Source organism: Pseudonocardia sp. Ae331_Ps2, from assembly GCF_001932405.1.
GTDB lineage: Bacteria > Actinomycetota > Actinomycetes > Mycobacteriales > Pseudonocardiaceae > Pseudonocardia.
In genome coordinates this window covers 3,913,112-3,929,178 of the sequence record NZ_MCIM01000001.1, presented here as the reverse complement: position 1 = coordinate 3,929,178, position 16,067 = coordinate 3,913,112, and the positions used below count along the sequence as shown (strand labels likewise).

At 75.6% G+C, this 16,067-nt stretch carries 17 protein-coding genes and 1 riboswitch; of the genes, 7 read left to right on the top strand and 10 right to left on the bottom strand.

The annotated features are described in order from the left end of the window. Positions 1 to 8: 8 nt before the first annotated feature. The 6 genes from Ae331Ps2_RS18870 to Ae331Ps2_RS18845 all read right to left on the bottom strand — a co-directional run bounded on the left by Ae331Ps2_RS18870 (position 9) and on the right by Ae331Ps2_RS18845 (position 5,451). Entirely contained in the window at positions 9 to 788 is a 780-nt protein-coding gene (locus Ae331Ps2_RS18870) for an amino acid ABC transporter ATP-binding protein (protein WP_075307416.1), read from the bottom strand. Then, positions 785 to 1,744 carry an amino acid ABC transporter permease gene (locus Ae331Ps2_RS18865; RefSeq protein ID WP_226359841.1) on the bottom strand — a complete coding sequence of 320 codons (960 nt, stop codon included), beginning with the start codon at positions 1,742 to 1,744 and terminating at the stop codon, positions 785 to 787. Before Ae331Ps2_RS18865 ends, Ae331Ps2_RS18870 begins: the two co-directional genes overlap by 4 nt. Next, positions 1,741 to 2,262 (bottom strand): GNAT family N-acetyltransferase, encoded by a 522-nt coding sequence (locus tag Ae331Ps2_RS31320; RefSeq protein ID WP_020627245.1) that lies wholly within the window; start codon positions 2,260 to 2,262, stop codon positions 1,741 to 1,743. Before Ae331Ps2_RS31320 ends, Ae331Ps2_RS18865 begins: the two co-directional genes overlap by 4 nt. A 221-nt stretch (positions 2,263 to 2,483) precedes the next feature. Beyond that, positions 2,484 to 2,576, bottom strand: a riboswitch (SAM riboswitch). A gap of 157 nt (positions 2,577 to 2,733) precedes the next feature. After that, positions 2,734 to 3,582 (bottom strand): ABC transporter ATP-binding protein, encoded by an 849-nt coding sequence (locus Ae331Ps2_RS18855; protein ID WP_075307418.1) that lies wholly within the window; start codon positions 3,580 to 3,582, stop codon positions 2,734 to 2,736. Further along, complete coding sequence (locus tag Ae331Ps2_RS18850) at positions 3,563 to 4,603, bottom strand: glycine betaine ABC transporter substrate-binding protein (RefSeq protein WP_075307420.1); 1,041 nt, start codon at positions 4,601 to 4,603, stop codon at positions 3,563 to 3,565. The genes Ae331Ps2_RS18855 and Ae331Ps2_RS18850 overlap by 20 nt, the downstream gene beginning before the upstream one ends. After that, positions 4,600 to 5,451, bottom strand: a complete 852-nt coding sequence (locus Ae331Ps2_RS18845) for an ABC transporter permease (protein WP_075312076.1) — start codon at positions 5,449 to 5,451, stop codon at positions 4,600 to 4,602. The genes Ae331Ps2_RS18850 and Ae331Ps2_RS18845 overlap by 4 nt, the downstream gene beginning before the upstream one ends. Positions 5,452 to 6,151: 700 nt before the next feature. Between Ae331Ps2_RS18845 and Ae331Ps2_RS18840 the strand changes: the two genes are divergently transcribed. Continuing rightward, complete coding sequence (locus Ae331Ps2_RS18840) at positions 6,152 to 6,637, top strand: OsmC family protein (RefSeq protein WP_075307422.1); 486 nt, start codon at positions 6,152 to 6,154, stop codon at positions 6,635 to 6,637. A gap of 110 nt (positions 6,638 to 6,747) precedes the next feature. On the opposite strand, the gene Ae331Ps2_RS18835 is transcribed toward Ae331Ps2_RS18840, so the two are convergent. Continuing rightward, a complete protein-coding gene (locus Ae331Ps2_RS18835; RefSeq protein ID WP_075329766.1) occupies positions 6,748 to 7,848 on the bottom strand; it encodes an LLM class flavin-dependent oxidoreductase in 1,101 nt (366 codons plus the stop codon). A 380-nt stretch (positions 7,849 to 8,228) separates the two neighbouring features. Here Ae331Ps2_RS18835 and Ae331Ps2_RS18830 point away from each other — a divergent pair, with 380 nt between their 5' ends. The 6 genes from Ae331Ps2_RS18830 to Ae331Ps2_RS18810 all read left to right on the top strand — a co-directional run bounded on the left by Ae331Ps2_RS18830 (position 8,229) and on the right by Ae331Ps2_RS18810 (position 13,445). Further along, positions 8,229 to 9,326 carry an LLM class flavin-dependent oxidoreductase gene (locus tag Ae331Ps2_RS18830; RefSeq protein WP_075307426.1) on the top strand — a complete coding sequence of 366 codons (1,098 nt, stop codon included), beginning with the start codon at positions 8,229 to 8,231 and terminating at the stop codon, positions 9,324 to 9,326. 112 nt (positions 9,327 to 9,438) lie between these two features. Further along, positions 9,439 to 9,552: a putative leader peptide gene (locus tag Ae331Ps2_RS34295; RefSeq protein WP_020621591.1), complete on the top strand. Its 114-nt coding sequence runs from the start codon at positions 9,439 to 9,441 to the stop codon at positions 9,550 to 9,552. A gap of 210 nt (positions 9,553 to 9,762) precedes the next feature. Next, positions 9,763 to 10,518: an ABC transporter permease subunit gene (locus tag Ae331Ps2_RS18825; protein ID WP_170918330.1), complete on the top strand. Its 756-nt coding sequence runs from the start codon at positions 9,763 to 9,765 to the stop codon at positions 10,516 to 10,518. Then, entirely contained in the window at positions 10,515 to 11,228 is a 714-nt protein-coding gene (locus tag Ae331Ps2_RS18820) for an ABC transporter ATP-binding protein (protein WP_075307428.1), read from the top strand. Before Ae331Ps2_RS18825 ends, Ae331Ps2_RS18820 begins: the two co-directional genes overlap by 4 nt. Next, complete coding sequence (locus tag Ae331Ps2_RS18815) at positions 11,218 to 12,345, top strand: ABC transporter substrate-binding protein (protein ID WP_020621594.1); 1,128 nt, start codon at positions 11,218 to 11,220, stop codon at positions 12,343 to 12,345. The genes Ae331Ps2_RS18820 and Ae331Ps2_RS18815 overlap by 11 nt, the downstream gene beginning before the upstream one ends. Then, positions 12,342 to 13,445 carry an LLM class flavin-dependent oxidoreductase gene (locus tag Ae331Ps2_RS18810; protein ID WP_075307430.1) on the top strand — a complete coding sequence of 368 codons (1,104 nt, stop codon included), beginning with the start codon at positions 12,342 to 12,344 and terminating at the stop codon, positions 13,443 to 13,445. The genes Ae331Ps2_RS18815 and Ae331Ps2_RS18810 overlap by 4 nt, the downstream gene beginning before the upstream one ends. Before the next feature lie 15 nt (positions 13,446 to 13,460). Here the strand turns inward: Ae331Ps2_RS18810 and Ae331Ps2_RS18805 are convergent, their stop codons facing one another. Genes Ae331Ps2_RS18805 through cysC form a run of 3 tightly spaced genes read right to left on the bottom strand, consistent with a single transcriptional unit; the run spans position 13,461 to position 15,766 of the window. Then, positions 13,461 to 14,249, bottom strand: coding sequence for a sulfotransferase (locus tag Ae331Ps2_RS18805; RefSeq protein ID WP_233147607.1), 789 nt, complete (start codon positions 14,247 to 14,249; stop codon positions 13,461 to 13,463). Continuing rightward, a complete protein-coding gene (locus Ae331Ps2_RS18800) occupies positions 14,250 to 15,179 on the bottom strand; it encodes a hypothetical protein (protein WP_075307432.1) in 930 nt (309 codons plus the stop codon). Beyond that, positions 15,176 to 15,766, bottom strand: a complete 591-nt coding sequence (cysC, locus tag Ae331Ps2_RS18795; RefSeq protein WP_075307434.1) for an adenylyl-sulfate kinase — start codon at positions 15,764 to 15,766, stop codon at positions 15,176 to 15,178. The genes Ae331Ps2_RS18800 and cysC overlap by 4 nt, the downstream gene beginning before the upstream one ends. Positions 15,767 to 16,067: the final 301 nt, after the last annotated feature.

Below are 16,067 nucleotides of genomic sequence, written 5' to 3'. Positions count from 1 at the left end.
GACCGGGGTCAGCGCAGGACCGCGCCGAGGAAGGCGCGGGTACGGGGTTCACGCGGGGTGTCGAGCACCGCGGCGGGCGGGCCGGACTCGACGACGCGGCCCTCGTCGAGGAACACGACGGTGTCGGCGACCTCGCGGGCGAAGCCGATCTCGTGGGTGACCACGACCATCGTCGTGCCGTCCCGGGCGAGATCGGAGATGACCTCGAGGACCTCGCCGACGAGCTCCGGGTCGAGCGCGGAGGTCGGTTCGTCGAACAGCAGCAGCTGCGGGTGCAGGGCGAGCGCGCGGGCGATCGCGACGCGCTGCTGCTGACCGCCCGAGAGCCGCCGCGGGTACTCGTCGGCCTTGTCGGCGAGCCCGACCCGGGCGAGCAGCTCACGGGCCTCGGCGTGGACGGTGGCACGGTCGCGGCGTTGCGCCGACAGCGGCGCCTCGACGACGTTCTCCAGCACCGTCAGGTGGGCGAACAGGTTGAAGCTCTGGAACACGAAGCCGATCCGGCTGCGCCGGCGCAGGATGCGCCGCTCCGGCAGTTCGTGCAACCGGTCGCCGACCCGCCGGTAGCCGATCAGCTCGCCGCCGACCCGGACCGTGCCGCGGTCGACCTTCTCCAGGTGGTTGATGGTGCGCAGCAGGGTGGACTTGCCCGACCCGGACGGCCCGATGACGACGGTGACCTCGCCGGGGGCGACGGTCAGGTCGACCCCGCGCAGCACCGGCAGCGGACCGAAGCTCTTGTGCACCCCGCGCAGCTCCACCATCGGGGCAGTGCCGGCGGCGGTCATGCCGTGGCCCCCCGCCGGCGCCGTCCGGACACCGCGGCCCGCGCGCGTTGCAACGGGGTCGGTGGCAGCGTGCGCTGCGCGCCGCGGGCGTAGTACCGCTCGACGTAGAACTGGCCGACCGACAGCGCACTGGTCAGCACCAGGTACCAGACGGCGGCGACCAGCAGCATCGGGATGACCCGTCCGGTCCGGGTGTAGATGACCTGCACCTGGTAGAAGAGCTCGGACAGCGCCATGATGTAGACCACCGAGGTGCCCTTGACCAGGCCGATCAGCTCGTTCGCCGCGGTCGGGACGATGATCCGCATCGCCTGCGGCAGCTGGATCCGCCGGAACCGGCGCCAGGCCGGGATGCCGAGCGCGGTGGCGGCCTCCAGCTGGCCGGCGTCGACGCCCAGGAACCCCGAGCGCACGACCTCGGCGGCGTAGGCGGCCTGGTGCAGGCCGAGCCCCAGCACCGCGGCGGTGACCGGGCTGACCAGCTCCATCGTGCCGAACTCGACGAACGACGGACCGAACGGGATGCCGATCGAGAGCCGGTCGTAGAGCAGGGCGAGGTTGTACCAGAACAGCAGCTGCAGGATCAGCGGCACGGACCGGAAGATCCAGATGTAGGTCCAGCTGACCGAGCGCAGCAGCGGGTTGGGCGAGAGCCGCATCACCGCGAGCACCGTGCCGAGCACGAACCCGACGACGATGCCGAGCACCGTGAGCTGCAGCGTCAGCAGCACCGCGTTCACGATGGACGGGGCGAACAGATAGCGGCCGACGGTCGGCCAGTCCCAGGCCGGGTTGGTGACCAGCGCGTTGACCGCCATCGCGGCCAGGACCGCCACCACCGCGGTCCCCGCCCACCGCCACGGGTGCCGGGCCGGGACGACCCGCAGGCCGGCGTCGTCGTCCCCGGTGGGCGGGACGGCGCCCGGGGCGGCCCGGGCCTCGGTGCGGCTGCTCACGCGAAGCCCCCGGTCAGGTACTTCTCGAACGGGTGCGGCCCGACCGTCTCCGGGTGCAGGGTCCGGTCGTAGAGCGGCGTGTAGCCCGCGGCGAGGTAGAGGTGGCGGGCCTCGGGCTGGCGCGGACCGGTCGTCAGGTAGATGCGCCGGTAGCCGCGGGCGGCGATCGTGTCCTCCAGCTCGGTGAGCACCCGGCGGGCCAGGCCGCGGCGGCGGTACGCCGAGCCGGTCCAGATCCGCTTGAGCTCGGCGGTGTCGGAGTCCCACCGGCGGAAGGCGCCCCCCGCGACGGGGGTACCGCCGTCGAGCAGCAGGACCACCCCGCCGGACGGTGGGGCGAACCGGCTCGCCTCGCGGAGGGTCTCGGCGTCGAGGTCGCCGAGGGTGTGGCCGTAGCGGACGCCGTACTCCTGGTCGAGCTCGACCAGCATCGGGCGGACGAGCGGGTCGGTGTAGGCGACCCAGCGGACCTCCGGGCGGGCGGAGGTGGTGGGCGGGGCGGGGTGGAGCGCGGTCACGGTGGGGACCTCTCGGTGCGAGCGCTGCCCTCGGGCAGGCGGGGACCGGCCGGCCGCGGTGGCGGGCGGTCCGGTGCGGGGCACGGGTGGAGAGGTCAGCGACAGAGCGCGGCGCCGGTGCGGCACAGGTCGACGTGCCGGCGACGGACCCAGCGCAGCCGGATCCGGGCCCGCTGCCCGGCGTCGGGCCGGTGCCTCGCGGGGCGGTGGGGCATCGGGGTCTCCCATCGGACCCGGCGGTAGCACCCTGCCCGGAACGGGGCGGGTTGCTGCGGCGTCGACGAGCCGGGACTCTCGACCGCTCTGGATGGACCTCACCACTGCAGCCGACGCACCGATCCGGTGTCAAGCGCGGACCGGGAGATCGGTCGTGGCATCACAGTGGGACGGCACGGTGCCCGGGCGCAGTGGCGCACCCCGTCGGCGCGGGCGGATCGCCGGACGACCCACCCGCGCCGCGGAGCGGGGTGCTCAGGTCGCGGCGGCCTCCTTCACCGCCGCCCCGACCCGGGCCCGCAGCTCGGCGAACTCCGGCGAGCCGCGCAGCGCCTCGGCGTCCACACCGGAGCGCGGCAGGTCGATCCGCAGGTCCAGCGCGATCCGTCCGGGGCGGGCGGTGAGCACCACGACCCGGGAGCCGAGGAACACCGCCTCGTCGGCGGAGTGGGTGACGAACACGCTGGTCCGGCCGGTCTCGTGGCTGACCCGGCGCACGTCGTCCTGCAGGCGTTCGCGGGTGAGCGCGTCGAGCGCGCCGAAGGGCTCGTCGAGCAGCAGCAGGTCCCGGTCGGCGGCCAGCGCCCTGGCGATCGCGACCCGCTGCTGCTGGCCGCCGGAGATCTCCCAGATCCGCCGGTCCGCGACACCGGTGAGCCCGACCCGCTCCAGCAGCCCCTCGCGGGCCACGGGACGGTCGGACGGGTTCACCCCCGCGTACTTCAGGGCGAGGTCGACGTTGCCGCCGACGCTGCGCCACGGGAACAGCCGCGGCTGCTGGAACACCACGCCGGCGCCGACACCCGGCTCGGGTGCCCGGCCGGCGACGGTCAGCGTCCCGTCGGTGGGCCGCTCGAACCCGGCGACCAGCCGGAGCAGAGTCGACTTGCCGCAGCCCGAGGCCCCGACCAGCACCAGGAACTCGCCGCGCTCGACGGTCAGGTCGAGCGGTCCGAGCGCGTGGACCCGGTCCCGGCGGCCCGGGTAGGAGTGCCCGAGCCCGGACGCGGCGATCGCCGGCACTCCCTCCCCCGCCGCGGCCCCGGTGTCGGGGTCCGTATCAGTGTCGGTGTCGGCGTCGGTGTCAGCCTGCGGCGAGGACATCCGGGAGACCCTTCGTGTAGATCGCCTTCTGGAAGGTCGCGAGGTCCGGCGCCGTGGGGATCTGCTTCTGCGCGGCGAGGAACTGGGCGGCGCTCTGCAGGTTCTGGGCGAGGTTGCCCGGGGCGCCGTCGGTGCCGAGCCACTCGGCGGAGGCCAGCTCCTGCGGGGACAGGAACACGCCCTGCTTCAGCTGGGACGCGGCGTTCTCGGGGGTCGTGCCGATCTCGGCGGCGACGGCCTGCGCGGCGGCCTGCGGGTCGTTGCGCACGGTCTCCAGGGCGCGGGCCTCGACCTTGCGCCAGGTGTCGACGACCTCGGGGTGCTGCTCGGCGAACGGGGTGGAGACCACCCCCAGGTCGAGGGTCGGCTTGCCGGCCGTGGCCAGCTCGCGGCTGGTGACCAGGGTCTTCCCGGTCTTGCGGAGCTCGTCGAGGGTCGGCAGCCAGGTGTAGACGGCGTCGACGTCGCCGCGCTCCCAGGCAGCCAGCGCGGCCTGCGGCTGCAGGTCGATCAGCTGCACGTCGGTGGGCTTCAGACCGGCACGGTCGAGGGCGGCGAGCAGGCTGTAGTGCGAGGTGGACGCGAACGCGGTGGCGACCCGCTTGCCGCGCAGCCCCGCGACGTCGGTGATCCCGGTGGCGTTGCGGGCGACGAGCGCCTCGTTGTCGCCGGCGACGTCGAGCACGAACGCGACCTGGTACGGGATGTTCAGCGGCGCGGAGAGCCCGCGGGCGACCGGGCTGGACCCGATCGCACCGAAGTCCAGCTCACCGGCGACGAACGCGGTGTTGATGTCCGCGCCGGAGTCGAACTTGGTCCACTGCACGTTCCAGTCGGGCAGGGCGTCCTCCAGCCAGCGGTTGTGCTTGGCGACCAGGTCGCCGCTGGGGAAGCTCTGGTAGGCGATGCGGATGGTCGGCTTGCCGGAGTCCTGCCCGGCAGGGCCGACGGCGCAGCCGGCGAGGACGCCGACAGCCAGCAGGCCCACGAGCAGTGCGGTCAGTCGGGTGCGGATGGTCATGCTCGTCCCCTCCACGGAACGGTGCGGCGCTCGACGGCGCGCAGCAGCGCGTCGATCACCAGGCCGGAGATGCCGATCGCGAAGATGCCGACGAGCACGACCGGGGTGTTGTTGTAGTTGCTGGCGTCCTTGACCATCCCGCCGATGCCGGGGATGCCGTTGAACAGCTCGGCCGCGACGACCGAGGAATAGGCGATGCCGACGGCCAGCCGGATGCCGGTGAAGGTCTCCGGCAGCGCCGACGGGACGATGACGTCCCGCACCACCTGGCCGCGGGTCGCGCCGAGCGCGCGGGCCGCCTCGACCAGCCCGACCGGTGCGGCGGCGACGGCCGCCGTGGTGGCGACGGCCGCCGGTGGGAAGGCGGCGAGCGCGAGCAGGGTGATCTTCGGTGCCTCGTCGATGCCCAGCCAGATGACCAGCAGGAAGAGGTACGCCAGCGGCGGCAGTGCCCGCAGGAACGTCAGCCACGGCTCCAGGACCCGGCGGACCCAGCCGACGGTGCCCATGAGCAGACCGACCAGCACACCGACGACCACACCGAGGACGACACCGGCCAGGACCCGGCGCAGGGTCATGTAGAGGTGCTCCCACAGCAGGTAGCCGCCGTAGCCGCGGGTGCCGTCGTGGGTGGTCGACACCTCCACGAACGCGCGCCACACCGTCGACGGGTACGGCACGAACGTCTCGTTCCAGACCCCGCTCGCCGCGGCGGCCTGCCAGACGGCGAGGAACACCAGCACCGACAGGACCGGCAGCAGCGCGGTACGGGGGTCGAACGCCAGGCGGCGCGGGGACGGGGGTGCGGCACGAGCCGCACCGGACGGAGTGTCGGTGGACGCGGACACGGTGGACCTCTCGGCGGGCACGGGGCGCGGACCGGCGCCGGGGTGGGCCGGGTCGTCCGCGCGCGGACGACGTGCCGGGGGCGGCCGCAGGCGCGGCCGTCGGCACGGGTGCGGACGAGGGCTCCGTCGTCTGAGGGCTCGCCGGTCACGGTTCGGGTGCAGCTCGCCCTCCACCGGGGCCCGCGGGAGCAGGGGCCGGCGGGCCGGACGGGGCGTGCACGGTCAGCGGCAGCCGACCGTGCACGGGGGACGGTGGCCGGACGTCGCGCGTCCTGCCGTCGTCCCCGCGGCACCGTAGAACAGATACCGGACGGCTGTGCCGCGGACAAGGACGGACCCACTGTCAGGAACACCACGCACCGGCCCCGTAACACCGGCCGGACCGTCCCGGTCTCCCGACCGGCGGGGCGGAGACCCACGTTGTCCGGACCGCGACCGTCGTTCGTCCACCGACCGGACGGGGGGGGCGGGCGTGGCTTGCCGCCCGTGGAGCGGATCAGACACGATCGCTCCCATGACCGGAACCGCGCGTCTCGTCGCGCGCCTGCACGTGGACCTGGGTCGTACCCGGTCCGCACTCTGTCGCTGACCCGGTCACCCCCTCGGCCCGCAGCCCCACCGCACCCCCGCCCGGCGGCGGTGCCGGCCCGCTGCGCGCACGCCCGTTCCCGCCGCACCGACCTCGTCCGGGAGGACACCCATGACCGCAGTCCGTCCGAAGCAGACCGTCGTTCCGTTCGTCGTGCACTCCGAGGGCACCGGGGTCTTCCAGACCCTGCGCCCCGAGGGCGACGTCGGGCACGTCTTCACCGCCGACGCCTACCCGGCCTTCGGCGGTGCCGACTCCGCGCCCAGCCCGCTGTTCTACGCACTCGGCTCCCTGACCTCGTGCAACCAGGTGACGGCGAGCCTGGTCGCGAAGGACCTGGGGATCCGCCTGGGCCACTGGACCTTCGAGGTGCGCGGTGACCTCGACACCGCGGTGCTCGTCGGTGGCGCCGAGGGCAACGCCAACTTCGACCGGGTGCAGGTCCGGGCCACCGTCGAGACCGACGCGACGCCCGAGCAGTTCGAGCGGCTGGTGTCGGAGACCGCGCGGCGGTGCCCGGTCACCCAGCTGTTCGAGCGCAGCGACCTGGAGTTCGCCAACGACTGGACCCCGGTGGCGCTGCCCGACGCCGGCTGACCCGGCACCGCCGTCCCGCTCCCCGCACCGCACGGGCGGGCCGGTCGCGCTGGACCAGTGCGACCGGCCCGCCCGTCGCGCCGGGCACCGGCCGGTGGGAGGGGCCGGGGTCAGGCGGCGGCGGTGAACCCGGCCGCACGGCCGGCGTCGTCGGGGCCCCACAGCGTCGTCGACACCTCGCGACGCACCAGCGGCACCACCTCGGTCGCGAACCGGGTCAGCACCTCGTGCTGGCGTGCGTAGGGCAGCACCGGGTTGACCGACACCGACTGGACGTCGTGGCCGTAGGCCCCGTGGTAGTCGAGGATCTTCGCCGCGACCCGCTCCGGGCTCCCGACCAGCGCGGGGCCGTCCGCCACCGCCTCCTCGACGGTCGCGAACGAGGTGGCCTTGCCCGGACGGTCGTCCCCGGCGTGCGCGGCCCGCATCTTCGCGGCGAACCCCTCGTAGACCGGGCGGTACTCCGCGATCGCCTCGGCGTCGGTGTCGGCGAGGAACAGCCCGCCCGAGCCGGAGCCGACGTAGCCCAGCGCCGGGTCGTGGCCGTGCTCGACGAGCTTCTCCCGGTAGCGGTCGATGAGGACGCGGTAGTTCTCCCGCGGCTGCAGCGCGTTCGCCGAGAAGATCGGGTCGCCCCAGCGGGCGGCGAGGTCGACGGCGACGGTCGAGGTCGCCGAGCCGTGCCAGATCCGGAACGGGCCCGCGAACGGCCGTGGGAAGGTCGTCACGCCCGCCAGGTCGGCGTGGTGGGTGCCCTTCCAGTCCACCCCGTCCTCACGCAGCAGGCGGCGCAGCAGCTCGTAGTTCTCGGTGAGGTACTCGTACTGGCGGCCGAGCTCGAGCCCGAACATCGGGAAGTGCCGGTCCTCGTTGCCCTTCCCGATCACGATCTCCAGCCGGCCGCCGGAGAGCTGGTCGACCGTCGCGTAGTCCTCGGCCACACGGACCGGGTCGAGCAGCGACAGCACCGTCACCCCGGTGGAGAGCAGGATCCGGGACGTGGCCTGGGCGATCGCTCCCAGCAGCACGGTGGGCGCGGACGAGACGAACTCTCCGGCGTGCCGCTCGCCGACGGCGTAGGAGTCGAACCCCAGCCGCTCGGCGAGCACCGCGGTGTCCACCACCCGACGCAGTCGCTCGTGGGTGTCGACGATCTCGCCGGTCACCGGGTGCGGGGCGTGCGGAACGATGTCGAGAACCTGGAACCTCATGGGAAGCACCGCCTCACGCGCGGCCGCGCCGCACGCGTCGTCATCGGACGTGCCGGGTGGGGCCGGGCGCCGGCGGAGCGCGGGTGCGCCGGGGGCGTCCCGGCCGGACCGGGCCGTCGCGCGGTCCCGCGGACGGGCGGCGCGGCGGGGCGGCCGGCACGACGTCGACGGTAGCAAGCAGCACCGGGGTTGCGCCCCCGTCGCGCGCGGGGTGAGGATCGGCGGGCGACGGCGTCGCCCCGGGCCGGACCCGCTCGGAGCGCACCGCCCGACCCGCGCCCCGGCCCGCCCACGTCCCGCGTCGGGCTCGCCGGGAGCGCACACCCCTCGCCCGGCCCGGTCGTCGCGACCGCCCCGGGCACGTCCGGAGGTCTGCCGTCGTGCCCGTACCGCTGTCCGTACTCGACCTCTCCCCGGTGCCGGCCGGTTCGACCGTCGCCGACGCCCTGCGGGACACCCTCGACCTGGCCCGCTCCGCCGAACGGGCCGGCTACGCCCGGTTCTGGCTCGCCGAGCACCACCTCAACCCGGGCGTCGCGGGGGCATCGCCCGCCGTCCTGATGGGCGCCGTCGCCGCCGCGACCACCACGATCCGGGTCGGTTCGGGGGCGGTGCAGACCGGCCACCGGACCCCGCTGTCGGTGGTGGAGGACTTCGGGACCCTCGACGGGCTGCACCCCGGCCGGATCGACCTCGGACTCGGCCGCTCCGGCGGGCCGCGCCCGCCGGCCCGCGAACCGGACGGACGCGGCGACCGCGTGGTCGACGGCGTGCTGATCCCCGCCCCGGTGTCGCTCGCCGCGCTCGCGACCTCGCCCCGGTTCCGCGCCACGACGGTCGCGCTGCGCCAGCCGGGGGCGCAGGCGCCGCCGTACGAGGCGTTCCTCGACGCCGTCGAGGGGCTGATCGCCGGCACCTGGGCCCCGGGCGGGGTGCAGGTCCGGGCCGTCCCCGGCGAGGGGGCCGGCCTGCAGACCTGGGTGCTCGGCTCCAGCGGCGGGGAGAGCGCCGTGCTCGCCGGGCGCCGTGGGCTGCCGTTCGCGGCGAACTACCACGTCAGCCCGGCAACGGTGCTCGACGCCGTGGCCGCCTACCGGGAGGCGTTCCGGCCGTCGGACCGGCTGGACCGACCGCACGTGATGGTGTCCGCGGACGTCGTCGTGGGCACCGACGACGCGCACGCCGCCCGGATCGCGGCGGGCTTCGCCCCGTTGGTGCACAGCATCCGCACCGGGGTGGGCGCCATCCCCTACCCCCGCCCCGAGGACGCCGTGGCACTCCCGGCCGACCCGGCGCTGGTGACCGACCGGGTCGCGACCCGCCTCGTCGGCGGGCCGGCCGCCGTCGCCGACGGTCTGGAGCGGCTGCGCGCCGTCACCGGCGCCGACGAGCTGCTCCTGACCACCATCACCCACCGGCACACCGACCGGGTCGCCTCGCAGGAGCTGCTGGCGCGGGAATGGGCCACCCGGGCCTGAGATCCCACCCAGCGGGACGCACGGGAGCCGGCGGTCCGCACACCTCCTGTCACCCGTCCCGCGGTCCGGACACCGTTTTGTGAAGGTCCGGACGCCGTGGTCACCTGGTGGCATGAACACCGGCCGGCGCACCCCGTCACGCACGGTCGCCGTCGGTCCAGGCCGGGACCTCACCCGTCGTCGCCACGTGGACCTGCTCCGCCTCGCCGGCTGCACCTGTCGCTGACCGCGGCGATCCCGCCGCGCCGTGCCGCCCGTGCCGCGGGCCGCCCCGTCGTGCGCCCACCCCTGCCCACCCCTGTCATCACCGTGAATCCCGGGAGCCATCGTGTCCACGACCTGGACCCCCGCACCGGCCGACGCCGGTGCACCATCCGCCACGCCGTCGTCACCCGTCGTCGCACCCGTCGCCCGCCGGACCCGGCGCCGCCCCGACCTGCGCCGCTGGATCTCCCCGGTCGCCCTGATCGTCGCGTGGCAGCTCGCGTCGTCGACCGGGCTGCTCGCCGAGGACGAGCTCGCCTCGCCCCTGCGGGTGGTGACCGCCGCCGTCGACCTCACCCGCAGCGGGGAGCTGCCCGAGGGGCTGCTGGTCTCGCTCGCCCGGGTCACGACCGGGCTGGTCCTCGGCCTGGTCGTCGGGGTCGGGCTCGGCGTGGTCTCGGGGCTCTCGCGCTGGGGCGGGCTGCTCGTGGACCCGCCGGTGCAGATGCTGCGCACGCTGCCGCACCTCGGCCTGGTGCCGCTGTTCATCCTGTGGTTCGGCATCGGGGAGCTGCCGAAGGTGCTGCTCGTCGCGCTCGGCGTGCTGTTCCCGATGTACCTCAACGTGCACTCCGGGGTCCGCGGGGTGGACCCGAAGCTGATCGAGGCGACGTCGGTGTCCGGGTTCACCCGCGCCGAGCAGCTGCGCCACGTGGTGCTGCCCGGCGCGATGCCCTCCACCCTCACCGGCCTGCGCCTGGCACTGGGGATCGCCTGGCTGTCGATCATCGTCGCGGAGACGACGTCGGCCGACGCCGGACTCGGCTACATGATCATGAACGCCCGCGAGTTCCTGCGCACCGACGTGATCGTCGTGGGCCTGGCGGTGTACGCGCTGCTCGGCCTGGGCACCGACGCCCTGGTGCGCCGGCTGGAACGCCGTGTCCTGGCCTGGCGCCCGGCCGGACCGGCGGGGGCCGACCGATGAGCGCCCGCGTGCACGACCTGGTCCGCGAGTTCGACGGCCGCCGGGTCCTCGACCGGCTGGACCTCACCATCGGCGACGGCGAGTTCGTCGCCCTGCTCGGCCGGTCCGGCTCGGGCAAGTCGACGCTGCTGCGGCTGCTCGCCGGCCTCGACGACGCCTCCGACGCCGGGGTGTCGGGCACCGTCGAGGTCCCCGGCTCGGTCGCGGTGGCCTTCCAGGAGCCGCGGCTGCTGCCGTGGCGCACGGTCCGCGACAACGTCGCCCTCGGCCTGCACCGCGACCTGGGCGGCGACACCCCCGCCGGGGTCGCCGACGCCGCGCTCGCCGAGGTCGGGCTGACCGCACGGGCCGACGCCTGGCCGCTGACCCTGTCCGGCGGCGAGGCCCAGCGGGCGTCGCTGGCCCGGGCCCTGGTCCGCGAGCCGGACCTGCTGCTGCTCGACGAGCCGTTCGGCGCGCTGGACGCGCTGACCCGCATCACCATGCACCGGCTCGTCCTCGACCTGTGGCACCGGCACCGCCCCGGCGTGCTGCTCGTGACCCACGACGTCGACGAGGCGCTGCTGCTCGCCGACCGGGTGCTGGTGCTGACCGACGGCCGCATCGGCGACGAGCACCGCCCCGGCGACCGCCCGCGCGACCCCGAGCGGCTCGCCGCGCTGCGCCGCACCGTGCTCGACGAGCTGGGGGTCGCCGCCGATGCCGCGTGAGCGTCCCCGTCGCACCCCGGATGCGGTCGTCGCGACCCGTGCGGCGGGTGCGACGACCGCCGCGCGGGTGCGCCGGCGGGTCACCGTGCTGGCCGTCGCGGTCGCGGCGCTGGTGCTCGCCGGGTGCTCCTCGGTCCCGGTGTCCCGGCCCCCGGTGCAGCCGCCGGTCGACCCGGCCGCGCTGGCCGGGGTGACCCTCGTCGTCGGGGACCAGAAGGGCGGCTCCCGGTCACTGCTGCGGGCCGCCGACCTCCTCGACGACCTGCCCTACCGGATCGAGTGGCGCACCTTCACCGCCGGTCCCCCGCTGATCGAGGCGGCCCGGGCCGGCGCGATCGACGTCGGCGGCACCGGCAACACCCCGACGATCTTCGCCGCCGCGGCGCGCGCCCGGGTGCAGGTCGTGTCGGCCAACCGCGGCAACGTCACCAGCGACGCGATCCTCGTGCGCCGCGACTCGCCGATCCGCACCGTCGCCGACCTGCGCGGGGCGCGGATCGCCGTCGGGAAGGGCACGTCGGCGCACGGGCAGGTGCTGTCCACGCTGCGGGCCGCCGGGATGACCCTCGACGACGTCGACCTGACCTTCCTCGCCCCCGCCGACGCCTACGGCGCGTTCCGCCAGGGCGACGTCGACGCCTGGGCCGTCTGGGACCCCTACACCTCCCAGGCCGAGCTCGACGACGGCGCCCGGATCGTCGCCGACGGCACCGGCAACGCGAACGGCTACGGCTTCCAGGTCGCGTCCAACGCCACCCTCGCCGACCCGGCCCGCAGCGCCGCACTGGCCGACTACCTGGCCCGGGTCGCGGCCGCCCAGGTCTACTCCGACTCCCACCGCGAGCAGCGGGCCCGGGTGTGGAGCGAGGAGACGACCATCCCGCTGCCGATCACCCGGCGGGCCGTCGCGCGCGGCCCGGACCTGCCGGTCCCGCTCGACGACACCGTCGTCGCCTCCCAGCAGGCGCTGGCCGACGCGTTCTCCGAGGCCGGGGTGATCCCCGGCCGGGCGGACGTCGGCGCGTTCGTCGACCGCCGCTACGAGGCCACCACGCTGGCCGCGGCCCGGGACGGCATCCCGGGCACCCCCACCGACCGACGGACGGGAGCACGATGAGCATCGTCCCGCACTGGTTCCTGCCCACCTCCGGCGACGGCCGCACCATCGTCGCCCGCCGGCACGCCGACCGCGGCGAGGCCGGCTCGACGGCCCGCGAGGCGAGCATCGACTACCTCGCCCAGATCGCCAGGGCCGCCGAGGCCCAGGGCTTCCACGGCGTCCTCACCCCGACCGGGACCTTCTGCGAGGACGCCTGGCTGACCACCGCGGCGCTGCTGCGCGAGACCCGCACGCTGCGCTACCTCGTCGCGTTCCGGCCCGGTGTGCTCTCCCCGACCCTCGCCGCCCAGATGGCCGCCACCTACCAGCGCGTCTCCGGCGGCAGGCTGATGCTCAACATCGTCACCGGCGGGGACGCCGTCGAGCAGCGCCGCTTCGGCGACCACGCCTCCCACGACGAGCGCTACGCCCGCACCGACGAGTTCCTCACCGTGCTGCGCGGCGCCTGGTCGCCCGAGCCGTTCGACTTCACCGGCGCCCACTACGACGTCGACGGCGCCACCACCCTCGCCCCGCCGGATCCGCTGCCCCCGGTCTACTTCGGAGGCTCCTCCGACGCCGCGCTGCCGGTCGCCGCCCGGCACGCCGACGTCTACCTGACCTGGGGCGAGCCACCCGCTGCCGTCGCCGAGAAGATCGGGCGGGTCCGCAAGCTCGCCGACGACCTGGGCCGCAGCCCCCGCTTCGGCATCCGGCTGCACGTGATCACCCGCGACACCGCCGACGAGGCGTGGGCCGAGGCCGCCCGGCTGCTCGACGCGCTCGACCCGGCCGAGATCGAGCGCGCCCAGGCGACCCTGCGGGCCAGCCAGTCGGTCGGACAGCAACGGATGCTCGCGCTGCACGGCGGCTCGGCCGACGCGCTGACGATCGCGCCGAACCTCTGGGCCGGGGTGGGTCTGGTCCGGGGCGGTGCGGGGACCGCGCTGGTCGGGTCGCACACCGAGGTGGCCGACCGGATCGCCGAGTACCACGAGCTGGGGATCGACGAGTTCGTGCTGTCGGGCTACCCGCACCTGGAGGAGGCCTACCGCGTCGGCGAGGGTGTACTGCCCGAGCTGCGCCGGCGGGGCCTGCTCGCCGAGCCGCCCCGCTGAGCGACCGGCCCCGGGTCAGCGGAGCCAGTCGGCCAGGTCCCAGCCGGTGCGCTCCGCGACCCGCGGCACGTCGTCGGCGAACAGGGCCAGGGCTGCGGCACGCTCCTCGGCGGTGGGGCCGCCGGTGCGGCCGTGCACGTCCGGGCGCACGTGGTGGCGGGGCACCCCGGTGACCACCCCCGTCGCGACGCCGAGGAAGGCGCACACCCGGTCCGCCGTACCGGCCGGGTCGTCGCGCAGATCCCGGTAGCGCAGCAGCAGCACCTGCTCCCGGGGGAACAGCGTGTCCAGGTGCGCGAGCTGCTCCCCGTAGCGGCCCTGGGCGGCGTAGTGCCAGAAGTGCGCCCAGCCGGCGTCGATGCGGCGCTGCTCGTCGCGCAGCGCCGTCAGGAAATCGGCCTCCGGTTCCAGGCCCGCGCCGCGCAGGTGCGCCCAGTTCGAGTGGGCCCGCTCCACCGGGTCGCGCAGCACCGCGACCAGCCGGGCGCGGGGCAGCAGCCGGGCGATCCGGTCCTGCGCGACGGTGTCGTAGAGGTAGAACACCGTCGACTCGCCGCAGCGCGCACCGGGCGGGGCGGCGTCGAACAGCGCCTCGTAGTCGGCATGCCGCCACACGTGCTCACCCCAGGTCGGGACGTCGCCGGGGCCGCCGCCGGAGGTGGGCGGCGGACCGTCGGTGAGGAAGAACTTCGGTTCCTTCGGCTCGGACAGGAACAGCTCCGGATGGCCGGCCAGCGCACGGTGCAGCGCGGAGGTGCCGCACTTCGGCGCGCCGAGCAGCAGGAAGTCGGGCAGCCGACCCACTCAGACCGTCCCGGCGACGGGCACCGGCGCACCGAGCAGCTCGGTGCGCAGCTCGTGCGCCCCGTCGGCGCGGGTGACCTCGTAGAACAGCCGCCAGCCGCCACCGGGGGCGGCCACCACCGACAGGTAGCGCAGTCCGCCCGCCCCGTGCGGGGAGGCGGCGACCGGGCCGTCGCCGTCCGCGGTGAACTCACCCGGCGCACCGGTGCCGCCGAGGGCCAGCCCGGTGCGCTCCTCCCAGTTCTCCGCCGCGGTGGCGCGCCCGTCGTAGGTCGCGGCCCAGCGGCCGTCGACCCGGAACACCGCGGAGATCCGGACGCCGCGGGCGTCCCAGCGGTCCGGACGCGGGCGCAGCGCGGTGCCCGCGTGGCTCCAGGCCAGCCCGTCGGGCGAGGTGTAGTGCTCGGTGGTCATCCGGTCCTCGTGGCCGGGCAGCTCGAGCGGGTGCACCGAGGCCCACAGGTGCCAGGTGCCGCCCTCGCGCACGACCACCGGGTCCTTCACCGCGTGCCGGTCGTCACCGGGCAGCACGGTGCGCCGGGGCGCGGTGGGCAGCTCCTCGACGGTGCCGGCCTCCAGCACGTCGACCCACCAGTGCTTGGAGTCCGGTGTGGCGCAGGAGACGTAGAGCCGCCACCGGCCCTGCTCGGTGCGCACCAGCGCGGGCCGTTCGAGCGACTCGGAGCCGAAGCGGTCCTTGGTGACCTCGGCGACCGGGGTGACGGCGACGCCGTCGGCCGACCGCGCCAGCACCACCGCGAGGCCGCGGCCCTCGCCGAGCGGGGCCCGCAGCCGGTAGGCGAGCACGTAGCCCCCGTCGCCGTCAGGGACGGCCGACGGGGCGCCCGCCCAGTGCCCGGCGCCGTCCCCGGGCGGTGCGACGGCGACGGCGGCGCCGTCCAGACGTGGCAGTGGCAGCGGGGTGCTCATGCGGTCTCCCGGGTCGTGACGTCGCGCGGTCCGGCCAGACCACGGCCGATGAGATGGTCGACCAGCAGCGTCACCGAGTCGGCGACCGGCTGGGTGTGGGCGGGCAGCACCAGGTCCGGCGACGGCGGCACCTCGTACGGGTCGTCGACGCCGGTCAGGCCGCTGATCTCCCCGGCCCGCTGCCGGGCGTAGAGCCCCTTCACGTCGCGCGAGGCGGCCACCTCGACCGGGGTGCTGACGTGCACCTCCAGGTAGGCGGTGCCGTTGGCGGCGTGGGCGCGCCGGACGTCGTCGCGGACGTCGGCGTACGGCGCGATCGCCGAGACCAGCACGAGCACGCCGTTGCGGGCGAGCAGCTCGGCGACCCAGCCGATCCGACGGATGTTGATCGCCCGGTCATCCCGGCTGTAGCCGCGGGCAGCGGCCAGGTGCGGGCGGACGGCGTCGCCGTCGAGGACCTCGACCCGCAGGCCGCGGGCCCGCAGGACCGGCTCGCAGGCGTGGGCGATGGTCGACTTCCCGGCGCTGGGCAGGCCGGTGAGCCAGACGGTGGCGCCCGGGGCGGGCAGGACGTCCGTGGGGGGCATCGCGCAGGTCTCCGCGGGAGGCGCCCGGCGGCGGAGGCGTTCCGGGGCCGGGTGGCGGGTCGCGCGTCGCGGCGGTGACGGCCGGCCCACGCGGGAGCGGCCGCCCGGGCCACGGACGCGCGAACGGTCCCCCCGATCGTGGCCGCTCCGACCGCTGCGCCGCAACCGCCGGACGGCGGCGCGCCCGGCCACCGTGAGCTTCGTCGCGGCGGTGCGGTCCGGGTGGTTCGTCCGATGTAGGTTCTCCGATCGTGCCGACCGCCCCGCCGCGGCCGGTCGCGCCCACCCGGCGGGACCCGGT